At 72.4% G+C, this 22,053-nt stretch carries 14 protein-coding genes; 8 read left to right on the top strand and 6 right to left on the bottom strand.

The genetic code is table 11. The annotated features are described in order from the left end of the window. The first annotated feature begins 354 nt into the window (after positions 1 to 354). The 6 genes from AC3ANS_RS12635 (at position 355) to AC3ANS_RS12610 (ending at position 12,224) form a co-directional block, all read left to right on the top strand. Positions 355 to 3,027 (top strand): FtsK/SpoIIIE family DNA translocase, encoded by a 2,673-nt coding sequence (locus AC3ANS_RS12635; RefSeq protein WP_488291940.1) that lies wholly within the window; start codon positions 355 to 357, stop codon positions 3,025 to 3,027. Then, positions 3,024 to 4,739: a helix-turn-helix domain-containing protein gene (locus AC3ANS_RS12630; RefSeq protein WP_488291939.1), complete on the top strand. Its 1,716-nt coding sequence runs from the start codon at positions 3,024 to 3,026 to the stop codon at positions 4,737 to 4,739. The genes AC3ANS_RS12635 and AC3ANS_RS12630 overlap by 4 nt, the downstream gene beginning before the upstream one ends. A 74-nt stretch (positions 4,740 to 4,813) precedes the next feature. Then, a complete protein-coding gene (gene rimO / locus AC3ANS_RS12625; protein ID WP_488291938.1) occupies positions 4,814 to 6,229 on the top strand; it encodes a 30S ribosomal protein S12 methylthiotransferase RimO in 1,416 nt (471 codons plus the stop codon). Further along, positions 6,229 to 6,840 carry a CDP-diacylglycerol--glycerol-3-phosphate 3-phosphatidyltransferase gene (gene pgsA, locus AC3ANS_RS12620; protein WP_488291937.1) on the top strand — a complete coding sequence of 204 codons (612 nt, stop codon included), beginning with the start codon at positions 6,229 to 6,231 and terminating at the stop codon, positions 6,838 to 6,840. Before rimO ends, pgsA begins: the two co-directional genes overlap by 1 nt. 208 nt (positions 6,841 to 7,048) lie before the next feature. Next, on the top strand, positions 7,049 to 9,355 hold the full coding sequence (locus AC3ANS_RS12615; protein WP_488291936.1) for a bifunctional metallophosphatase/5'-nucleotidase: 2,307 nt from the start codon (positions 7,049 to 7,051) through the stop codon (positions 9,353 to 9,355). Positions 9,356 to 9,434: 79 nt separating this feature from the next. Further along, the gene (locus AC3ANS_RS12610; protein WP_488291935.1) at positions 9,435 to 12,224 is read left to right on the top strand and encodes an ExeM/NucH family extracellular endonuclease; all 2,790 of its coding nucleotides are present in this window, start codon (positions 9,435 to 9,437) and stop codon (positions 12,222 to 12,224) included. Positions 12,225 to 12,416: 192 nt separating this feature from the next. On the opposite strand, the gene AC3ANS_RS12605 is transcribed toward AC3ANS_RS12610, so the two are convergent. Continuing rightward, complete coding sequence (locus AC3ANS_RS12605; protein WP_488291934.1) at positions 12,417 to 14,186, bottom strand: glycoside hydrolase family 15 protein; 1,770 nt, start codon at positions 14,184 to 14,186, stop codon at positions 12,417 to 12,419. 24 nt (positions 14,187 to 14,210) lie between these two features. On the opposite strand from AC3ANS_RS12605, the gene AC3ANS_RS12600 reads away from it, so the two are divergent. Together AC3ANS_RS12600 and AC3ANS_RS12595 are read left to right on the top strand one after the other, a co-directional pair. Next, a complete protein-coding gene (locus tag AC3ANS_RS12600) occupies positions 14,211 to 14,699 on the top strand; it encodes a CinA family protein (protein WP_488291933.1) in 489 nt (162 codons plus the stop codon). Positions 14,700 to 14,754: 55 nt separating this feature from the next. Further along, a complete protein-coding gene (locus AC3ANS_RS12595; RefSeq protein WP_488291932.1) occupies positions 14,755 to 15,024 on the top strand; it encodes a helix-turn-helix domain-containing protein in 270 nt (89 codons plus the stop codon). Positions 15,025 to 15,029: 5 nt separating this feature from the next. On the opposite strand, the gene AC3ANS_RS12590 is transcribed toward AC3ANS_RS12595, so the two are convergent. From AC3ANS_RS12590 to AC3ANS_RS12570, 5 genes are all read right to left on the bottom strand, one after another. Then, complete coding sequence (locus tag AC3ANS_RS12590; protein ID WP_488291931.1) at positions 15,030 to 15,827, bottom strand: DNA-formamidopyrimidine glycosylase family protein; 798 nt, start codon at positions 15,825 to 15,827, stop codon at positions 15,030 to 15,032. Beyond that, on the bottom strand, positions 15,820 to 20,358 hold the full coding sequence (locus AC3ANS_RS12585) for an ATP-dependent helicase (protein ID WP_488291930.1): 4,539 nt from the start codon (positions 20,356 to 20,358) through the stop codon (positions 15,820 to 15,822). The genes AC3ANS_RS12590 and AC3ANS_RS12585 overlap by 8 nt, the downstream gene beginning before the upstream one ends. Positions 20,359 to 20,462: 104 nt before the next feature. Continuing rightward, positions 20,463 to 20,681 (bottom strand): DUF6458 family protein, encoded by a 219-nt coding sequence (locus AC3ANS_RS12580; RefSeq protein WP_488291929.1) that lies wholly within the window; start codon positions 20,679 to 20,681, stop codon positions 20,463 to 20,465. Positions 20,682 to 20,772: 91 nt separating this feature from the next. Next, positions 20,773 to 21,096: a hypothetical protein gene (locus tag AC3ANS_RS12575; RefSeq protein ID WP_488291928.1), complete on the bottom strand. Its 324-nt coding sequence runs from the start codon at positions 21,094 to 21,096 to the stop codon at positions 20,773 to 20,775. After that, positions 21,093 to 22,001: a DMT family transporter gene (locus tag AC3ANS_RS12570; protein ID WP_488291927.1), complete on the bottom strand. Its 909-nt coding sequence runs from the start codon at positions 21,999 to 22,001 to the stop codon at positions 21,093 to 21,095. The genes AC3ANS_RS12575 and AC3ANS_RS12570 overlap by 4 nt, the downstream gene beginning before the upstream one ends. Positions 22,002 to 22,053 lie beyond the last annotated feature (52 nt).

Below are 22,053 nucleotides of genomic sequence, written 5' to 3'. Positions count from 1 at the left end.
GTCGAGATCCCCGCAGCCGGTGCCGCATTGACCTGCGCGGTCGGAGCCCTGCGCGGGCTGCGGGGATCTCGACAAGCTCGATCACCGGTGCGGCGCCCTCAGCCCGGCGGCGGGTGGGCGACTCGTGTGCGGCCGCCGCGACCTGCGGGGCCTCCACGAGCGACCGCCGGTGGCCGGCGACGGGGATCCGGCGGTGGCACTGCGGTCCGACAGCCGAGCGTGAACGTCGTGGCAATCGCGGGGCTGCGGAGCAGGCGGTGTCTCGGGACGATCACCAGGTGTGGCTCATGTTCCACGAGACACGCACTCCTGTGGTCCCTGTGACTGGTGGGGCGTACGCCTAGGGTGGGGACCATGGCGACCCGTACGTCTTCCCCGCCGGGGTCGCGGAGCAAGAGCACGTCCACGACACGCACCACGTCAGGAAGCTCGAGCACCCGATCCCGGAGTACCAGCCCGAAGCGCAAGCCTGCCCCGAAGAAGGCGGCACCGAAGAAGTCGACCCGAGGATCGTCGGCTCGCGGGTCGTCGGCTCGGGGCAAGGCTCCCGCCCGGCGCCCCGCCGCCCGGCCCGCCCCGCGGGCCGTGCGCAGCGGGCCCGGCCCGGTCGCACGGGTCTTCGGACTGGTCTGGCGGGGGATCGCGGCGATCTGGCTCGGCATCGCCCATGGCGTGGGCGCGGTCGCACGCAGCATCGGCCACACGGCGCGCGACCTCGAGCCGGAGCACCGGCGCGACGGCGCCGGGCTGACGCTCTTCGGTCTCGCGGTCGTGGTCGCCGCCGCCGTCTGGTGGCAGCTGCCCGGCTCGGTCATGGACGCCGCCCGCACGGTGGTGGAGGGTTCGGTCGGCAAGGTCGGCTTCCTCGTCCCGCTGGCCATGGTCTACGTCGGCTGGCGCACCATGCGCGATCCCGAGCACAGCGGCCCGGTGGGCCGCCAGGTGGTCGGCTGGGCCGGGTTCTCGCTCGGTCTGCTGGGCATCGTCCAGATCGCCGGCGGCAACCCGCAGCCGGTGCTCGGCGACACCAGCGACCTGCGCACGGCCGGCGGGGCCGTCGGGTACGTCGTGGCCAGCCTGCTGCTCGACCTGCTCCGCTCGGAGTACGTCGTGATGCCGCTGCTCGCGCTCCTCGGGTTCTTCGGCGTGCTCATCATCACCGCCACCCCGCTCTACCAGGTGCCGGCCAAGCTCGCCGACACCCGCGACCGGCTGCTCGGGCGCACCGTGCCCGAGGAGGACCCGGACGCCACGCAGGCCATGCCCGCCGTACGCGGCCGCCGGCACCGCTCGCACGACGACGAGATCGACCCCGACATGGGCGACCCGGCGTACGACAGCCCGGTCCTGGCCGAGCGTGAGCTCAAGAAGCGCCGCAAGAAGCAGGTCGCCGACCCCGACGAGGGGATCGACGCCGGCATCGATCTGTTCGCACCGACCGAGGTCACCCCGGCCGTGCCGGACCTGGCGATGGAGGAGGCCGAGGAGCACCACGACCTCGAGCCGCCGCCGCACGCGCCGCTCCCGGCCCGCGTCGAGCAGCTCGAGCTGTCCGGCGACATCGCCTACGTGCTGCCGCCCAACGAGGTCCTCAAGCCCGGCTCGCCCCACAAGCCCAGGTCGCGCGCCAGCGACGCGGTCGTCGACCGGCTCACCCAGGTGATGGAGGAGTTCGGCATCGACGCGCAGGTCACGGGCTACACCCGCGGCCCGACGGTCACCCGCTACGAGGTCGAGCTCGGCCCCGCGGTCAAGGTCGAGAAGGTCACCGCGCTGTCGAAGAACATCGCGTACGCCGTCGCCTCGGCCGACGTGCGGATCCTCAGCCCGATCCCGGGCAAGTCCGCTATCGGCATCGAGATCCCCAACTCCGACAAGGAGATCGTCTCCCTCGGTGACGTGCTCCGCTCCAACACCGCGCGGTCCGACCACCACCCGATGGTGGCCGGGCTCGGCAAGGACGTGGAGGGCGGCTTCGTCGTCGCCAACCTCGCGAAGATGCCGCACCTGCTGGTCGCCGGCGCCACCGGATCCGGCAAGTCGAGCTTCATCAACTCGATGATCTGCTCGGTGCTGATGCGCTCCACTCCGGACGAGGTGCGGATGATCATGGTCGACCCCAAGCGGGTCGAGCTGAACGCCTACGAGGGCGTCCCGCACCTGATCACCCCGATCATCACCAGCCCCAAGAAGGCCGCCGAGGCCCTGGCGTGGGTCGTGCGCGAGATGGACCTGCGCTACGACGACCTCGCGAACTTCGGGTTCCGCCACATCGACGACTTCAACAAGGCGGTGCGCGCGGGCAAGGTGCAGGTGCCGCCGGGCAGCGAGCGGGTGCTCACGCCGTACCCGTACCTGCTGGTGATCGTCGACGAGCTCGCGGACCTGATGATGGTCGCCCCGCGGGACGTGGAGGACGCGGTCGTCCGCATCACCCAGCTCGCGCGTGCCGCCGGTATCCACCTGGTGCTCGCCACGCAGCGTCCCTCGGTCGACGTCGTGACCGGTCTGATCAAGGCCAACGTCCCGTCGCGGCTGGCGTTCGCGACCTCGAGCCTGGCCGACAGCCGGGTCATCCTCGACCAGCCGGGTGCGGAGAAGCTGGTCGGGCAGGGTGACGGGCTGTTCCTGCCGATGGGTGCGTCCAAGGCCGTGCGTGTGCAGGGCTCCTGGGTCACCGAGGCCGAGATCCACCAGGTCGTCAAGCACTGCAAGACCCAGCTGGAGCCGTCGTACCGCGAGGACGTCACCGCCCCCGCGGCCGCCAAGCGCGACCTGGACGACGACATCGGCGACGACATGGACCTGGTGATCCAGGCCATCGAGCTCGTGGTCTCAACCCAGTTCGGGTCGACCTCGATGCTGCAGCGCAAGCTCCGGGTCGGCTTCGCGAAGGCGGGACGACTGATGGACATCCTCGAGAGCCGGGGCGTGGTCGGGCCGAGCGAAGGCTCCAAGGCCCGCGACGTGCTGGTCAAGCCCGACGAGATCGACTCCGTGATCGCGACCCTCCAGGGGGAGATGTGAGCATCCTCAGCAGTGACCTGCAGGAGACCACCGAGACCGGGCGGACGCCGGTCGAGATCCGCGTCGACGCCCGCCTCGCGGCGCCCGTCGGCGGGATCTCCGCGCTGGTCGCGATCGCCTACCTGTCCCGGGTCATCGGCGGCGGGAGCTGGCTGGACTGGGCGCTCGCGCTGGTCACCGGCGCCATCGCCGCCGCGCATCTGCAGTCGCTCGTCGACTCCCGGGTGCCGTTGCTCGTCGTCGACGAGCAGGGCGTGCGGCTGCGCCGCCGCGGGACCTGGCACGGCCTGCCGTGGCACGACATCGAGCGCGTTGAGCACGAGCCGCGTCACGGCCTGCTCCACGACGGTCGTGTGGTGCTGGTGCCCCGCGACCCCGAGGTGCCGGTGCTGTCGGTGCCGCTCTCGCTCTCCACCCGGGTGGTCGGTGCAGACGACGGACTCACCGAGGCCCTGGAGCGGCTGGCCGCCGACCCCGAGCAGGTCGTCGAGCTCGTGGACGACGAGGTCGAGCACGCCGACGAGGTCGAGCACGATGAGGACGAAGCTCTCGGCGAGGAGTATGACCACGTCGCGGACGACGACACGGACTGGGACGAGCACCACGACGAGCTCGAGCACGACCACCAGGACGGGCACGACCCGCACCACCCGATGCTGCACGACCCGCGCCCGAGCCTCGCTCGCGGCATCGGGTTCCTCGCGGCCCGGCTCCGGTTGACCCCGGGCACGCCGGTGGACCAGCCCGAGACGGGGCCGGCCGTCGCCCCCGAGCCCACGGTCGCGCTGCCCCTGGTCGCGAGCGCGACCCCCCTCCCGCTGCGGGACCCGGTGACTGCCGTGCGTGCGGAGGTGCGCTTCGACGGCGCCGCTGCCCTGGCTGCCGACCCCGGCGACTCGGAGGCGACGGCGTTCATGACGCTGCCGGAGGCCGGTCAGCTGCGCCGTGGCGACGACGTCGTCATCGACGACCTGGTGTTCGACCAGCTCGCGGTCGAGCCGGCGCCCGACCCGGTGATCGGGCCGGAGCTGGTGTCGGCGCGCACCCGGCTCGGGCTCACCGTCGACCAGCTGGCCGAGCGGACCCGCATCCGTCCCCACGTCATCGAGTCCATCGAGGTCGACGACTTCGCGCCGTGCGGTGGCGACTTCTACGCCCGCGGCCACCTGCGCACCCTGGCGCGGGTCCTCGGCCTCGACGCCGCGCCGCTGCTGGCGTCGTACGACGAGCGCTACGCCGACGCCCCGATCGATGCCCGGCGGGTGTTCGAGGCCGAGCTGGCCACCGGTGTCGACGGCCCGATCCGGGGCACCCGGGGTGGGCCGAACTGGTCGGTGCTGGTCGCCGCCGTGATGGCGATCGTGCTGGCCTGGTCGATCGCCCGCCTGGTGATGGACAGCCCGGTCGAGCTCAGCCACAAGCCGGTGCTCAACGGCTCGCCGTCGAACGCCGCCAAGCTGGGTCCGCCGGTCCCCGTGGTGCTCGAGGCGGCTGCCGGTGGGGCGCACGTCAAGGTGTTCGACGCCACCGGCGCGGTGGTGTTCTCCGGCGACCTGGCCTTCGGTGACTCCAAGGCGCTCAAGGCCTCGCCTCCGGTGCGTGTGCAATCCTCCGACGGGGCGCTCCAGGTGAGCATCGACGGCAAGGACCGGGGCGCACTGGGCGAGGAGGGCCAGCCGGCCCAGAACACGTTCGCCGCGAGCGCCGACTGAGGCGCTGAGGGACGCCTGGTCGGGGTCGCCGTTTCGACGCGACCCTTGCTCGGTTGACATACTCGACGACGACTATGACCACAGACTCGAGCCCCGTCCCCGTCCGCGAACTGCTGTCGGTGGCGATGGTGACCCTCGGCTGCGCCCGCAACGAGGTCGACTCCGAGGAGCTGGCCGGGCGGCTGGAGGCCGACGGCTTCCTGCTCGTCGACGACCCGGCGGACGCCGACACGGTCGTCGTCAACACCTGTGGATTCGTCGAGGCCGCGAAGAAGGACTCCGTCGACACCCTGCTCGAGGCGGCCGACCTCAGGGAGCACGGCCGCCCCCAGGCGGTCGTCGCGGTGGGCTGCATGGCCGAGCGCTACGGCAAGGACCTCGCCGCCTCGCTGCCCGAGGCCGACGCCGTGCTCGGCTTCGACGACTACCCCGACATCGCCGCGCGGCTGCGGTCGATCGTGGCGGGGGAGGCGCACGAGGCGCACACGCCCCAGGACCGCCGCACGCTGCTGCCGATCACACCCGTCGAGCGGGCACTCTCGACGACACCGGTGCCGGGCCACGCCTCCGGCCCGGCGTCCGTACGCCGGCGCCTGGACGCTGGTCCGACCGCCGCACTCAAGCTCGCGAGCGGGTGCGACCGGCGCTGCTCGTTCTGCGCGATCCCGGCGTTCCGTGGCTCGTTCGTGAGCCGTCGGCCCAGCGACGTGCTGCAGGAGGCGCGCTGGCTGGCCGAGCAGGGCGTCCGCGAGCTCTTCCTCGTCAGTGAGAACTCCACGTCCTACGGCAAGGACCTCGGCGACCTGCGGCTGCTCGAGACGCTCCTGCCCGAACTGGCGGCCGTCGACGGGATTTCGCGGGTGCGGGTGTCGTACCTGCAGCCGGCCGAGACCCGCCCCGGGCTGGTCGAGGCCATCGCGGCGACGCCGGGCGTCACGCCCTACTTCGACCTCTCCTTCCAGCACGCCAGCGCCTCGGTGCTGCGACGGATGCGCCGGTTCGGCGACCCGGAGAGCTTCCTCGGCCTGCTCGAGCAGGTCCGCTCGCTCGCGCCCGCCGCGGGGGTGCGCAGCAACGTGATCGTCGGGTTCCCGGGGGAGACCGAGGACGACCTCGAGGTGTTGTGCGACTTCCTGGTCGCCGCGCGGCTCGACGTCACCGGGGTCTTCGGCTACTCCGACGAGGACGGGACCGAGGCTGCGACGTACGCCGGCAAGCTCGACGAGGACGAGGTCCGAGCCCGCGCCGAGCACGTGAGCTCGCTGGTTGAGGAGCTGACCTCGCAGCGGGCCGCGGAGCGTGTCGGTGACGAGGTCGAGGTGCTCGTCGAACGGATCGACGGCGAGTCGACCGAGGGCCGCTCCGCCCACCAGGGCCCGGAGGTCGACGGCTCGACCTACCTGCTCGACGGCATCGTCAGCGTCGGTGACGTCGTACGCGCCGTCGTGGTCGACAGCGATGGCGCCGACCTCTACGCGAAGGCACTGTGATGACCGAGGTGCAGGCGCCGCCCAGCAACTGGAACGTCCCCAACGTGCTGACCACGCTGCGGATCGTGCTCGTCCCGTTCTTCGGGTGGGCGCTGCTGGTCGACGGCGGTGACTCGGCGACCTGGCGGATCGTGGCGTACGTCGTGTTCGCCGTCGCGATGATCACCGACAAGGTCGACGGGGACCTGGCCCGCAAGCACAACCTCGTCACGAACTTCGGCAAGATCGCGGACCCCATCGCGGACAAGGCGATCACCGGGATGGCCTTCATCGGCCTCTCGGTGGTCGGCGACGTCTGGTGGTGGGTGACCATCGTCGTGCTCGTGCGCGAGTGGAGCGTCACTCTGCTGCGGCTCTCGATCCTGCGGAAGGTCGTGATCGCGGCCGCCGACCTCGGCAAGCTCAAGACCACGGTCCAGGCCTTGGCCCTCGGCGCCCTCTGCCTGCCGCTGCGCGATCCCGACCTGCCGGGCTGGGCCGAGACGCCCGGCGAGGTGCTCTTCTACGTCGCCCAGGTGAGCCTGGCGGTCGCGGTCGGGCTGACCCTCTGGTCGGGCTGGGAGTTCTTCCACGGGGTGTGGAAGCAGCGCCACCAGCTGCGCGCCGGCTGACCCGACGGGCGACAACTGCCGGACGGGTGACGGCACGGTCGTCGAGATGTGCCGTTGTCACGCGGTGCTGGCGGCCCATTCCTTCCTGCGGCCCCCCCTGTGGTGGCCGAACCGTTACGTCTGGGGCACTTGGACTCTGGATTTCTTCCTGCCGGGTGGGGTTAGGTACCGGCACCACCCTTTCTCCATCTGTCGAAAGGTCATCTCAGTGCCCACCAGTAGGACTCGGACGCGAAGGGGCATTCGTGCCCTGACCGCCACCACCGGACTCGCGCTCGTCGCGTCGTCCTTCGCTCTCGTCGCAGCCACGGGCACCACCGCCCACGCTGCCGACCCCGTCACGCTGAACCTGCTCGGCGTGAACGACTTCCACGGCCGTATCAACGCCAACACCGTCAAGTGGGCCGGCACCGTCGAGCAGCTGACCGAGGCAGGTGGCGCTGCCGACACCCTGCTCGTCGGCGCCGGCGACCTCATCGGCGCCTCCGAGTTCGCCTCGGCCGTCGCTGACGACCAGCCGACCATCGACATGTTCAACGCGCTCGGCCTGGACGCCTCCGCCGTGGGCAACCACGAGTTCGACAAGGGCTTCAGCGACCTCACCGACCGGGTGATCGGCGCCGAGGGCCACCGCAACGCGACGTGGGCCTACCTCGGCGCGAACGTGTACAAGAAGGGCACCACCACTCCCGCCCTGCCGGAGTACGCCGAGTTCGACGTCGACGGTGTCTCCGTCGCCGTCGTCGGCGCGGTCACCGAGGAGACCAAGTCCCTGGTCAGCCCCGGTGGCATCACCCAGATCGACTTCGGTGACCCGATCGAGGCCGTCAACCGGGTGGCGGGTGAGCTCAGCGACGGCAACGACGCCAACGGCGAGGCCGACGTGATCGTGGCCAGCTTCCACTCCGGTGCCGCCGTGGGCGCGGGCTCGACGTACGCCGCCGAGGTGGCCAAGGGCGGCGAGTTCGCCGAGATGACCAACCTCGACCCGGCCGTCAACGTGATCTTCAACGGTCACACCCACCAGACCTACGCCTGGGACGCGCCGGTGCCCGGCGAGCCCGGCGTGACGCGGCCGATCCTGCAGACCGGCTCCTACGGGGCCAACGTCGGCCAGGTCCAGCTGACCGTCGACCCGGCCACGGGCGACGTCACCAGCTACGTCGCCAAGAACGTCGCCCGCACCACCACCGCCGACAGTGACCTCGTCGCGAAGTACCCCCAGGTCGCGAAGGTCAAGCAGATCGTCGACGCGGCCCTCGCGCACGCGGCCGAGGTGGGCAACCAGCCGGTCGGCTCGGTGACGGGCTCGATCACGACCGCCTTCACCGGTGGCACCTGGACCGACGGGACCTACTCCGGCGGCACCCGCGACGACCGGGCGTCGGAGTCGACGCTCGGCGACCTCGTCGGCAACGCCCTGCGTGACGGGATCCCCGCCGACATGGGCACGCCCGACCTCGGCATCACCAACCCGGGTGGCCTGCGCACCGACCTGACGTACGCCGGCGACACCTCGTCCAACCCGGCGAACACCGACGGCGTCGTGACGTACGCCGAGGCCAACAGCGTGCTGCCGTTCGTCAACAACATCTGGTTGGTCAAGCTCACCGGCGAGCAGCTCAAGTCGGTGCTCGAGCAGCAGTGGCAGCCCGACGGCTCGTCGCGGCCGTTCCTCGCCCTCGGCCTGTCCGACAACGTGCGGGTGACCCAGGACCCGACGGAGCCCCGCGGATCGCGGATCACCGGCGTGTGGATCGACGGCCAGCCCCTGGACGCGACCAAGACCTACACGGTCTCGACGTTCAGCTTCCTCGGCACGGGTGGCGACAACTTCACCGCTTTCACCGGCGGCAAGTCCAGCGACACCGGCCTCGTCGACCGCGACCTGTGGATCAAGTACCTGAAGGACCACTCGAGCCTGGCCCCGGACTACGCCCGCCAGCAGGTCGTGGCGAAGGGGATCCCGGGCTCGGTCTCCGCCGGTGACCCGGTCTCGTTCTCGGTCTCGAACCTGAACCTGACCTCGCAGGGCTCGCCCGCGAACACCACGCTGTCGGTCTACCTGACCAAGGGCTACCAGCACGTCGAGGTCGGGGACTTCCCGGTCACCGACGGGGCCGCCACCGTCGCGTTCACCGCACCGGCCGGGCTCGACGGGGCCTGGCAGGTCGGCGCGGTCGCGAAGCCCAGCGGCACCGTGGTCGGAGCTCCGATGCTCCAGCGCGCGGCCGCGACCATCCGGGCGCACGTGACGCCGAAGACCATCGTCGCCAACTTGACCCGCGGCACGCTGACCGCCGTCGTGCGGGCCGCCGGCGCCCCTGCGACCGGCAAGATCCGGTTCAAGGTCGCCGGGCACACCTACCGGGCCACGCTCGAGAACGGCAAGGCCTCGGTGAAGCTCCGTGCGTTCAAGCACACCGGACGCATGAAGTTCACCGTGAGCTACCTCGGCAACGAGTCCACGACGCCCGCGACCACCACCGTGGTCATCAAGGTCGTCAAGAAGTAGACCGTCACACCTCGCCGGGGGCCTGCCGTCAGGCAGGCCCCCGGCGGGTCGGCTCCTCACCCCCCTCGGAAGGTTCCCCATGTCCACGACGTCTCGGGCGTCGCGACGAGGTCTGGCGGCTCTTGCCACCCTCGCCGCGGCGGTCACCGGTCTCACGCTGTCCCCACTTCCCACCGCCCAGGCCGCGAGCACCGGCCTCGTCATCAGCGAGGTGTACGGCGGTGGCGGCAACTCCGGCGCCACCTACACCAACGACTTCATCGAGCTCTACAACCCGACCTCGGCGCCGATCAGCGTCGACGGCATGTCCGTGCAGTACCGCAGCAGCGGCAGCACCGCGGCCGCCACGGGCGTCACGGCCCTGAGCGGGTCCGTCCCAGCGGGCGGCCACTACCTCGTCCAGGAGGCGGCCGGCACGAGCGGAACGACGGCCCTGCCGACGCCGGACGCCACCGGGACGATCGCGATGAGCGGGTCCGCCTTCACGGTCTGGCTCGCCACCGGGACGACCGCGCTCAACCCGGCCGCCGACGGCACCGCCGTTCGCGACGGCATCGTCGACCTGGTCGGGGTCAACAGCAACACGTTCGAGACCGCCAAGGCCGCCGGCCTGAGCAACACGACCTCCAGCAGCCGCACCGCCGGTGACACCGACAACAACGCGACGGACTTCGCGGCCGGCGCGCCGAGCCCGCAGGCCGGCGGCGGCACGACCGAGCCACCGGCCGAGCCGACCGACGCCACCATCGCCGAGATCCAGGGCACCGGCGACACCTCGCCCCTGGTCGGCGACACGGTGCACACCGAGGGCGTCGTGACCGCGGCGTACCCCACCGGCGGCTACAACGGCTTCTACATCGAGACCCCCGGCTCGCCGGCGACGCCCGGCGCCTCGGACGCGGTGTTCGTCTACGGCTCCGCGGCGACCGCGAAGGTCGCGGTCGGCGACAGCGTCGACGTCACCGGTCCGGTCAGTGAGTTCAACGGCACCACCGAGATCACGGCAGCGGCCGCGGACGTCTCCGTGCTGGCCACGTCGCTCGGCACCGTGGCCCCCCTGGCGGCTCCATGGACCGAGCTCGACACGGCCGCGGAGAAGGAGTCCCACGAGGGTGAGCTGATCCAGCCCCAGGGTGCCTTCACTGTCACCGACAACTACGACACGAACTACTACGCCTCGTTCACGCTCGCGGCCGGGGACCACCCGCTGGTCCAGCCGACCGACGTCGCCGACGCGCAGGACACCGCCGCGGTCGCGGCCATCCAGGCCGACAACGCCGCCCGGGCGATCACGCTCGACGACGGGGCGAGCATCAACTTCAACTCCACCGCCAACAAGTCGATCCCGTTGCCGTGGCTCTCGAAGGCCAACCCGGTGCGCGTCGGCTCGGCCGTCATGTTCCACCAGCCGCTGGTGCTCGAGTACCGCAACAGCATGTGGAACCTGCAGCCCACCCACCAGGTGACCGGTGACGGTGCCGATGTCGCGACGTTCTCCAACACCCGCACCGCCGCCCCGGAGGCGGTCGGTGGCGACATCCGGCTGGCGACGTTCAACGTGCTCAACTACTTCCCGACCACGGGCGCGGACTACGAGGCCGCCGGCCTGGGGACCTGCACCTACTACAACGACCGCGACGGCAACCACGTGACGGTCAACCGTTGCGGCACGGACGCCTCCCCGGGGCCGCGCGGTGCGGCCGACGCCGCCAACCTGGCGCGCCAGCAGGCCAAGATCGTCGCGGCGATCAACGGCCTCGGCGCCAGCATCGTGTCGCTCGAGGAGATCGAGAACTCGGTGAAGTTCGGCAAGGACCGCGACTCCGCGGTGTCGACGCTGGTCGACGCGCTGAACGCCGCCGCGGGTGCCGGCACCTGGGCCTACGCGCCCTCGCCCGCAGCCGCGGACCTGCCCTCGGTCGAGGAGCAGGACGTGATCCGTACGGCGTTCATCTACAAGCCCGCCGCCGTCAGCCTCGTCGGGCCGTCACACGTGCTCACCGGCTCCGCCCCGTTCGCGGACGCCCGTGAGCCGCTCGCCCAGGGGTTCAAGGCGACCGGTGCACCGGACTCCGACGCGTTCGCGGTGATCGTCAACCACTTCAAGTCCAAGGGCTCCGGCGTCGACGACGGCACCGGCCAGGGCAACGCCAACCCCGACCGGGTCGCCCAGGCCCAGGCGCTGCGCGACTTCGCCGACACCGTCGCCGCGGGCCTCGACACCGACGCGGTGTTCCTGACCGGTGACTTCAACTCCTACACCCAGGAGGACCCGCTGCAGGTCCTGTACGCCGCCGGCTACGACAACCTCGAGTCGACCACCGACCCGACGGAGACGACGTACAGCTTCGACGGGCTCGCTGGCTCGCTGGACCACGTGCTGGCCAGCCCGGCCGCCGCGGCGATGGTGACCGGGGTCGACATCTGGAACATCAACGCCGACGAGTCGATCGCGTTCGAGTACAGCCGCTACAACTACAACGCGACCGACTTCTACGCCGCCGACCCCTACCGGGCCTCCGACCACGACCCGGAGGTCGTCGGGATCGACCTGCCCGCGATCGTGCCGCCCAAGGCCGCCGCGACCGTGACGGCGACGGCGGTGCCGTCGACGACGATCGCCAAGCTGCTGCCGGTCGGGCTGGTCGTCCGGGTCCAGGCCGCCGGGGGCATCCCGGCCACGGGCACGGTGACCGCGACGTACGACGGCAAGACGCGCCAGGCCAAGCTCGTCCAGGGCTACGCGGTGCTGAACCTCGGCACCTTCGCCACCGCGGGCACCCACCACGTCGACGTGGCCTACTCCGGCAGTGACACCGTCGCCCCGGCCACCGGCGGCGTGGACGTCCGGGTGATCAAGCTGTTCTAGTGCCGCGTCTCAGAAGCTCTTGGGCGCTTCGCGCCCCCAGGGCACGCACCTCGCTGCGTTGCCGACGCTTGCGAGACGAGCGGGTATGGCGGCGCGCCGGCGCCTGGCGATGCACCCACCCTGAGAACGCCAACCGGTCAACAACTTCCGAGACGCGACACTAGGTTGACCCGCCCGAAACTCTCGGGCGGGTCAACCTGCGCGGAGGTCGAACGCCGCGCGCACGAGGGCCAGGTGACTGAACGCCTGCGGGAAGTTGCCGATCATCCTCGTGTGCGCGGCGTCGTACTCCTCCGGGAGGAGCCCGACGTCGTTGGCCAGGCCGCACAGCCGGTCGAACAGCGCGGCCGCGTCGTCGGCGCGGCCGGCCCGGGCGTACGCCGAGACCAGCCAGAACGAGCAGGCCAGGAACGGGTGCTCGCCACCGGGCAGGCCGTCGACGCCCGACTCGGTGCGATAGCGCAGCACCAGGCCGTCGCGGATCAGGTCCTCCTCGATGGCCGCGATCGTGCCGAGCATGCGGGGGTCGTCGCCGGCGATGAAGCCGATCTGTGGCAACACCAGCAGCGAGGCGTCGACCTCGGTCGTGTCGTAGTGCTGCACGAAGGTCCCGCGGCCTCGGTCGAAGCCCCGGTCGAGCACCTCGGCGTGGACGGTGTCACGCAGCTCGCGCCACTCCTCGAGCGGCCCCTCGAGGTCGAAGTCCTCCATCGCGCGGACTGCCCGGTCGAACGCCGCCCACACCATCGCCTGGGAGTGGGTGAACCGCTGCTGCGGGCCCCTGATCTCCCACAGCCCGTGGTCGGGCTCCTGCCAGGTCTTCGCGAGGTTCTCGACCAGCGCGCGTTGGACCGCCCAGGCGCTGGTGTCGGCGTGGCCAGTGGCCTGGCGGGTCTGCTCGAGCGCGATCATCACCTCGCCGAGCACGTCGAGCTGGCGCTGCAGCGAGGCGCCGTTGCCGATGCGGACCGGGCGCGAGTCGGCGTAGCCGGGCAGGTGGGGGAGGTCCAGCTCGGTCAACCGGCGGCTGCCGTCGACGGCGTACACGATCTGCAGGTCGGCCGGGTCGCCGGCCACCGCGCGCAGCAGCCAGCCGCGCCACAGCTGCGCCTCGGCGGTGTAGCCCGCCTCGATCAGCGCGCCGATCGTGAGCGCGGCGTCGCGCAGCCAGCAGAACCGGTAGTCCCAGTTGCGCTCGCCGCCGGGGTCCTCCGGCAGTGAGGTCGTGGGGGCGGCGACGATGCCGCCGGTCTCGGCGTCGGTGAGCAGCCGCAGGGTCGTGAGCGATCGGCGCACCAGCTCGGGGTGCGGCATGTCCGCGCGGCAGCGGCCGGCCCAGTCCTCGGACTCGGCGATGCTCGCGTCGACCCGGTCGTCCAGCACCCCGAGGTCGGCGAGCGGCACGTGGGAAGGCAGCCAGGTCGTCGAGAACGTGAGGACGGCGCCTTCCTGCACCTCGAACTCGTCGGTGTGGCGGTGGTCGCTGGCCCGGGGGAGCCGCGGTCCCCGGAGCACCAGCCGATCGGGCCCGCCGATCGCGGTGATCACCGCCTCCCCGTCGACGGTCTCCCGCCGCACCCAGGGCAGGATCGCGCCGTAGTCGAGGCGCACCAGCCACTCGTGCCGCATCCGGACCGTGCCGCTCACCCCGCGGACCCGGCGTACGACGTCCGCGCGATCGTCACCGGGTGGCATCACGTCGGTGAGGTTCACCACCCCGGTCGCGGTGGTGAACGTGGTCTCGAGGGCCGAGGAGGCACCCACGTAGCGGCGGCTCACCTCGTAGTCGCCGACCGGGCAGAGCTGCCAGTGCCCGTGCTCGTCGGTGCCGAGCAGGCCGGCGAAGCAGGCCGAGGAGTCGAAGCGGGGCAGGCAGAGCCAGTCGATCGAGCCGTTGTTGCCGACCAGGGCACCGGTCCGCCGGTCGCCGATGAGTGCATAGTCCGCGATCGGGAGCGCCATGAGGCCGAGGCTAGCCTTTGCTCCGTGACGGACCTGCTGACCCGCGTGCACCTCCTCCTCCGCGCCGGGGGGAGCACGATCGCGACCGCGGAGTCGCTGACCGGCGGCCGACTGGCGGTCGCGTTGACCGACGTGCCCGGCGCCTCGGAGACCTACCTGGGCGGCGTGGTGACGTACGCGACCGAGATCAAGGCGTCGCTGCTCGACGTGGACCAGGCGATCATCGACCAGCACGGCGTCGTCTCCGCCGAGTGCGCCCGGGCGATGGCCTCCGGGGTGCGTGCGCTCCTGGGGGCGACGTACGGACTCTCCACGACAGGTGTCGCGGGGCCCACCGAGCAGGAGGGGAAGGCCCCGGGCACCGTCTTCGTCGGGATCGCCGGGCCCGGGCTGGTGGAGGCGGTCGCGCTCGAGCTCAGCGGCGACCGCGGCAAGATCCAGCGGCGCACCTGCGACGAGGCCTTCGAGGCGTTGGAGGCGGTCCTGCGACGGGAAGAAACCACTCTCGGGTAGCGTTGTTGGCCACAGACCCACAGTCCACGAGCCCCCGCGAGCAAGGAGACCCCGCATGGTGCTGTTCCGTCGGCTACTCGGCGACGTGCTCCGCGACCTGCGGATGCAGCGGGGCATGACCCTGCGCGAGGTCTCCGCGGTGGCTCGGGTGAGCCTGGGCTACATCTCCGAGATCGAGCGAGGCCAGAAGGAAGCGTCCTCGGAGTTGCTCGCCTCGCTGTGCTCGGCGCTGGACGTGCCGCTCTCCGACGTGCTGCGCGACGTCTCCGACGCCGTGGCGCTCGAAGAGGCTGCGGTCGCGCTGGCGGTCGTCCCTGCCGCCTGACCCGCTCAAGCCTGCCGGCGCGGCTGGCAGGACGGGCACCAGTACGCGATGCGCTCGCGTCCTGGCTCGCCGAGCTGGTCGTGCTCGATGACGGTGCCGCACCGCAGGCAGCGCTCGCCGGAGCGGCCGTAGACCCAGAGGCTGCGGCCCCGGCGCTTGTCGCCGGTGGTGCAGATCTGTGGCTGGTGGCGGTTCTGGTCGAGCATCGACCGGGCCAGCCGCACCATCCGCAGTGGGTCCGCCACCACGTTGACCGGGTCGCGGGGGTCGTAGCCGGTCAGGAAGCACAGCTCGGTGCGGTAGATCGTGCCGATCCCGGCGAGGTTGCGCTGGTCGAGCAGCGCCTCGCCGAGCGGGCGGATGGGGTCGGCGGTGAGCCGGCGGACGGCCTCCTCCTCGTCCCAGTCGGGGCCGAGCAGGTCGGGGCCGAGGTGGCCGACCAGCTCGTGCTCGCGTTCGCGGGGCACCAGGTCGACCACGCCGAGCTGGAACCCGACAGCGGTGCGCCCCGGGACCTCGAGCACGGCCCGCGCCAAGTGGGCCGGCTTGCTCCAGCGCTCGCCGGGGCGATAGACCCGCCACGAGCCCTCCATCTTGAGGTGGGTGTGCAGGGTCCAGTCGCGATCGTGGGAGATCCGGGTGAGCAGGTGCTTGCCCCGGGAGACGGTCTCGACGATGGTGCCGCCCGACAGGTCGGCGGTGGCGTGCTGTGGCACGCGCAGGTCGGTGCGCACCAGCGGTCGGCCGTCCAGGGCTCGCCGGAGTCGCTCGGCGGTGCGCCAGACGGCGTCGCCCTCAGGCACCGACGCCCGTCCGCAGGCGCAGCCCCTTGGGGGTCGCGACGAACCCGGCAGCCTGAAGGGCCTCGCGCAGCGGCGTGGATCCCGACCCCAGCAGCTGCTCGCCGTCGGCGCGCTCGACGGTCATCCGTCCCAGTGAGCCACGCCGCGCGGCCTCGGCCAGGGCGGCGGTCGCGGGCCCGAGCCGCTCAGCCTCGTCGGACCAGGTGAGCAGCGTGCGGCCACCGCGCTCGACGTACATCGTGAGGACACCGTCGACGAGCACGACGATCGCCCCGGCCTTGCGCCCCGGCCGGTGTCCTCGAGCCTCGGTGGCCGAGCCCGTCGAGACCGGCCACGGGAGCGCTGATCCGTAGGGGTTGGCCGGGTCGGTGGCGGCGAGTGCCACGGCCGTCGGCTTGGCCTCGGCCGGCACCTCCGCGAACGTGCGCAGGCGATCGACCGCTCCGGCCGTGCCGAACTGCGCGGCGCCCAGCCCGGCGACGAAGTAGCCCCGGCGGCAGCGTCCGGAGTCCTCGAACGCGGACAGCACCTTGTAGACGGCCGCGAAGCCGCCGGGCACGCGCTCGCTGACCACCGCGCCGCGAGTCACGACGCCGTGGCGCTCGAGCATCCGCTCGGCGGTCGCGTGGCCGCGCCGGGTGGCGTCGGTGTCGACGGCCGGCAGCAGCGCCCACCGGCCGGCGGTCTCCGGCGGACCGGTGCGCAGCGGGCGCCCGGCGCGCGGCGGCGGCCGGCGGGTGCGGTGCGCGGGCGTGCCGGACCGGGTGAGCGCCCGGAGCGGGGCGAGCGTGTCGTTGCTGATGCGCCCCGCCCACACGAGGTCCCAGATGGCTGCGGAGAGAGCGGTGTCGTTGGTCGAGCCGACGGCGTCGGAGAGCTGGCGGAAGAACCACGCACCACCGGGGGCGAGGGCATCGAGGACGGATTGATGTAGTTCAGAGTGTTCAAAGGGTTGCGACTCGGGCAACGTCAGGTGGGCCTGGTCCGAGAGGTGCAGCGAGACCCACCCGTCGGAGCCGGGCAGCGCCGCGTGGCCGGCCCACACCACCTCGCCCGACGCGGTGAGCTCGTCGAGGTAGGACGGCTCGTAGTCGCGCACCCGGGCGCCGAGCACGAGCGGCTCGAGTGCGGAGGCGGGTACGGCGCAGCCGGCGAGCTGGTCGATCGTCGCCAGCACCCCATCGACGCCGCGGCGTCCCTGGGTCGTGATGTGCTGCCAGGCGCCCAGGAAGCGGCCGAGCGCCTCGGGCTCGACGGGCTCGATCTCCTGGCGCAGCCGGGCCAGGGAGCGGCGCCGCAGCCGGCGCAGCACCTCGGCGTCGCACCACTCGGTGCCGCTCCCGGAGGGCCGGAACTCCCCGTCGAGCACCCGGCCCTGGGCGGCGAGCCGCTGCAGGGTGTGGCGCACGACGGCCGCGCCGAGCCCGAGTCGTGCGGCGACCTCGTCGGTGGTGAACGGCCCGTGGGTGCGGGCGTACCGCGAGACGAGGTCGGCCAGCGGGTCGGCCACGGGCTCGGCGAACACGTCGGCGACGCCTGGCGGGACCGGCACGCCCAGCCCGTCGCGCAGCCGCCCGACGTCCTCGACGGCAGCCCAGCGCTCCTCGCCGGCCATCCGCACCTGCACGAGCCGGCGGCTCAGCGCCAGCGAGTCGAGCCAGTCGCCGACGTCGGCGCCCGCGATGGAGCGGGCCACCACCTCGTCGGTGGACAGCGGGCCGATCATGCGGACCAGGTCGACGACACCCTCGGGGTCGCGGGCGCGGCGGTCGGTTGCGAGTCGCTGGAGCTCGGCCTCGACCTCGGCGAGCACCTCGGGGTCGAGCAGCTCGCGGAGCTCAGCGCGGCCGAGCAGCTCGGCGAGCAGCCCCTGGTCGAGCGCCAGCGCCGCGGCCCGGCGCTCGGCGATGGGGGAGTCGCCCTCGTACATGAACTGGGCGACGTAGCCGAACAGCAGGCTGCGGGCGAACGGCGAGGGCGACTGCGTCGACACGTCGACGACCTGGACCTCGCGGCGTTCGACCCCGCGCATCAGGGCCAGCAGCGAGGGCAGGTCGTAGACGTCCTGGAGGCACTCGCGCACGGCCTCGAGCACGATCGGGAAGGACGGGTACTTGACCGCCACCTCGAGCAGCGCGGCGGAGCGCTGCCGCTGCTGCCACAGGGGCGAGCGGCGGCCGGGGTCGCGGCGGGGGAGCAGCAGCGCCCGGGCGGCGCACTCGCGGAACCGCGACGCGAACAGGGCGGAGCCGCCGACCTCGGTGGTGACGATCCCCTCGATCTCGTCGGGCTCGAACACGATGACCTCGCCGCTGGGCGGCTCGGCCTCGGTGTCGGGGATGCGGATCACGATGCCGTCGTCGGAGGCCACCGCCTGGCCGTCGACGCCGTACCGCTCCCGCAGTCGGGCGTTGATCGCGAGCGCCCATGGCGCGTGCACCGGCGTGCCGTAGGGGGAGTGGACGACCAGGCGCCAGTCGCCGAGCTCATCGCGGAAGCGCTCGACGAGCAGCGTGCGGTCGCTGGGCAGCACGTTGGTGGCCTCGAGCTGCTCGTGGAGGTAGCTCAGCAGGTTGCCGGCGGCGTACTCGTCGAGGCCGTCGCGTACGGCGCGCGCGGTGGCCTGGTCACGTGGCAGGGCGGCCAGCTCGCGGGTGAATGCACCGATCGCGGCGCCCAGCTCGGCGGGCCGGCCCAGCGCGTCGCCCTTCCAGAACGGCAGCCGGCCCGGGATGCCGGGTGCTGGGGTCACCAGGACCCGGTCGTGGGTGATGTCCTCGATGCGCCAGCTGGTCGCTCCGAGCGCGAACACGTCGCCGACCCGGGACTCGTAGACCATCTCCTCGTCGAGCTCACCGACCCGCCGCCCGGGTCCGGTGCCGCCGACGAGGAAGACCCCGAACAGGCCACGGTCGGGGATCGTGCCGCCGCTGGTGACGGCCAGGCGCTGCGCGCCGGGGCGGCCCGTGAGCATGCCGGTGACCCGGTCCCAGACGACCCGGGGGCGCAGCTCGGCGAACTCGTCGGAGGGGTAGCGACCGGCGAGCAGGTCGAGCGTGGCGTCGTAGGCGCTGCGCGGCAGCTGGGTGAACGGCGCGCTGCGGCGGACGAGGTCGAAGAGCTCGTCGACCGGCCAGGCGTCCAGCGCCGTGGCGGCCACCACCTGCTGGGCGAGGACGTCGAGCGGGTTGGCGGGCACCCGCAGCGACTCGATCGCACCCGTACGCATCCGCTCGACCGCGACCGCGGTCTGGGCGAGGTCGCCGCGGTGCTTGGGGAACAGCACGCCCCGCGACACCTCGCCGACCTGGTGACCGGCGCGGCCGACCCGCTGGAGCGCGCTGGCCACGCTGGGCGGGCTCTCGATCTGGATGACCAGGTCGACCGCGCCCATGTCGATGCCGAGCTCGAGGCTGCTGGTCGCGACCACGCAGGGCAGCCGCCCGCGCTTGAGGTCGTCCTCGATCAGCGCACGCTGCTCCTTGGACACCGAGCCGTGGTGGGCCTTCGCGATCACGGTCTCGGCGCCGTGGCTCTGCCCGGACTGAGCCATGACCTGCGCGGGGGCGCTCCCGGTGGTTGAGGTGCGAGCGGAGCGAGCCTCGAAACCACCCTCGGCACGCTCGGTCGCGATCTCGTTGAGCCGGGCGGTGAGCCGCTCGGCGAGGCGTCGTGAGTTGGCGAACACGATCGTGGAGCGGTGCTGCTCGACGAGGTCGACGACCCGCTCCTCGACGTGCGGCCAGATCGACTGCGCGCGCTGAGGGTCGTCCTCGTCCTCGTCGTAGTCCGCGGGGGCGGTCATGTCCTCGACCGGCACGACGACCCGGAGGTCCCACTGCTTCTCGCTCGGGGGCGCGACGATGTCGACCGGCGCCGTGCCGCCGAGGAAGCGGGCGACCTCCTCGAGGGGACGCACGGTGGCGCTGAGCCCGATGCGCTGGGCCGGGCGCTCGAGCAGGGCGTCGAGGCGCTCGAGGCTGACCGCGAGATGAGCGCCGCGCTTGCCGCCGGCGACCGCGTGGACCTCATCGACGATCACGGTCTCGATGCCGCGCAACGACTCGCGTGCCTGGCTGGTGAGCATCAGGAACAGCGACTCGGGCGTCGTGATCAAGATGTCGGGCGGGGCGGTGGTGAGCTTGCGCCGGTCGGCCGCCGGGGTGTCGCCCGAGCGCACCCCCACCCGGACCTCGGGAACCGGAGTGCCGAGCCGGTCGGCGGTGTGCCGGATGCCGGTCAGCGGGGCCCGCAGGTTGCGCTCGACGTCGACGCCCAGCGCCTTGAGCGGAGAGATGTAGAGAACCCGGCAGCGGTGCCGCTTGTCCTCGGGCGGGGGAGTCGTCAGCAGCCGGTCGAGACTCCACAGGAACGCGCTGAGCGTCTTGCCCGAGCCGGTGGGCGCCACGACCAGGGCGTGCCGGCCGGCGCCGATCGCGTCCCACGCGCCTTCCTGGGCGGGCGTGGGGGTCGCGAACGCCGCACCGAACCAGGTGCGGGTCGGCTCGCTGAACCGGTCGAGTGCTGCCACCCGACCATCCTTGCTCACGCCACCGACAGCGGGCGGAGGGCGACCGTCGTGGTCGCCCTCCGCCCGGTGGCTGCCGGCGTACCTGCCGTGGTGTCAGCGCGCCGTCAGCGCGGCGGGAGGGGCTGGTGGCGCTCCTCGACGACCGTCGTCGAGCGCGTCCGCTGCTGGTTCACGATCAGCGAGACGACGATGGCCAGCACGCCGGCCAGCAGCAGGATCCAGCCGAGCGTCCCCGTGTCCACCGCGGAGGTGTCGATGTTCACCACGTCGAGGACGAGGACGAGTCCGGCGACGATCAGCACGATGCCGAGTCCGATGGCCATGATGTTCTCCTTCTGCGAGTCCCCCGACCGTTGTCGTCGGGTCAGTACCCGCAGGACCGCACCGGTGAACCTGGCTCCGCGCGCTCGTGGTTCAGCGGCTCGGCAGCCGCAGACCGGGGGTCCAGCCCTCGCCGGCGTGCGGCATCGGGACCGGTGCAGGTGCCTGGGGCCGCGCGTGGGGCATCGGCACCGGCGGCACGCCGCGCGGGCGTACGAGCGGGATCGGCACGGGCTGGTCGAGCAGGTACGGCGGAACCACGTGGCGAGGCGCCGGCAGTGGCGGCCGCAGGGGCTGGGCCCGAGGCGCCGGCGGCACCGGGTCCGGCGTACCCCTGGTCTGGGCCTGCGCCGAGACGCCCGGGGCGAGCACGCCCACCGCCAGGACCAGCGCGGCGAGTGCGGGCAGACTCCTCATGAGATCGATCGTAACTCCGGCTCGACGGAGGAGGCGGGCGATCGTGAGCCTGCGTCGGCCCCCGGCCACTGCACGAACAGGACCGTCCCGAGCACGAGCACGCCCCCGAGCGCCTGCTGTGCCGAGAGGGACTCGCTGAAGACCACCGCGGCACTGGTGACGGTGACGACCGGCTCGAGGATCGAGAGGAGCGCGGCGACCGACGGCCCCACCCTGGCCAGCCCGGCGAAGAACAGGAGGATCGCGCCGACGGTGCTCACGACGGCGATCAGGCCGAGCCAGAGCCAGCCCTGCGGCGCGAAGCCCAGGTCGGGTGCGCCGTGCAGCACCGACCAGACCGCGAACGTCGCGAACGCCCCGCAGCAGACGAGCGTGGCGAAGGCCAGGGGGTCGGCGCCGGCGACGCGATCGCCGACCAGGATGTAGCAGGTGTAGACGACTGCGGACCCGAGCGCGCAGGCCGACCCGGCGACGTCGAAGCTGCTCGTCGAGGCGCCACCGAGCACGAGCGCCACACCCACGAGGGCCACGGCCAGGCCGGCCGCCCGCCTCCGGGTCGCCGGCTCGCGTCGGGTCAGCACCGCCATCACCATCACCAGCAGCGGGTAGACGCTGAAGACCAGCGCCACCTGGGAGGCATCGACCCGGGTGAGGGCAGCGAAGTAGAGCCCGGCCTGCGTGGCGTACCCGACCGACCCCATGAGCAGCCCCGCGACCACGGCGCGGCGGCCCAGGCCCCGGAGCCGGCCGCGGGCGTGGGCGACGGCGAGCAGCAGGAGCCCGGCGATCCCGAAGCGCACCAGGAGGAGGGCGTCGAGCTCGACGCCGTCGTCGTACGCGAGCTTCGCGAACACCGCCATCACGCCGAACCCGACGGCGGAGAGCAGGCACGCGAGCGATCCCATGGCGCCAGTCTCCGAGCCGAAAACGTTCAGGTCCAGCGCGAGTATGTGGCCG

It is taken from the genome of Nocardia sp. 149-1B, assembly GCF_057747975.1.
This window is presented reverse-complemented; position numbering and strand designations above follow the sequence as displayed.

Coding starts and splice junctions, on each gene's coding strand:
- AC3ANS_RS12635 (WP_488291940.1), top strand. CDS start 355: ATGGCGACCCGTACGTCTTCCCCGCCGGGGTCGCGGAGCAAGAGCACG.
- rimO (WP_488291938.1), top strand. CDS start 4,814: ATGACCACAGACTCGAGCCCCGTCCCCGTCCGCGAACTGCTGTCGGTG.
- pgsA (WP_488291937.1), top strand. CDS start 6,229: ATGACCGAGGTGCAGGCGCCGCCCAGCAACTGGAACGTCCCCAACGTG.
- AC3ANS_RS12610 (WP_488291935.1), top strand. CDS start 9,435: ATGTCCACGACGTCTCGGGCGTCGCGACGAGGTCTGGCGGCTCTTGCC.
- AC3ANS_RS12605 (WP_488291934.1), bottom strand. CDS start 14,186: ATGGCGCTCCCGATCGCGGACTATGCACTCATCGGCGACCGGCGGACC.
- AC3ANS_RS12595 (WP_488291932.1), top strand. CDS start 14,755: ATGGTGCTGTTCCGTCGGCTACTCGGCGACGTGCTCCGCGACCTGCGG.
- AC3ANS_RS12580 (WP_488291929.1), bottom strand. CDS start 20,681: ATGGCCATCGGACTCGGCATCGTGCTGATCGTCGCCGGACTCGTCCTC.
- AC3ANS_RS12575 (WP_488291928.1), bottom strand. CDS start 21,096: ATGAGGAGTCTGCCCGCACTCGCCGCGCTGGTCCTGGCGGTGGGCGTG.
- AC3ANS_RS12570 (WP_488291927.1), bottom strand. CDS start 22,001: ATGGGATCGCTCGCGTGCCTGCTCTCCGCCGTCGGGTTCGGCGTGATG.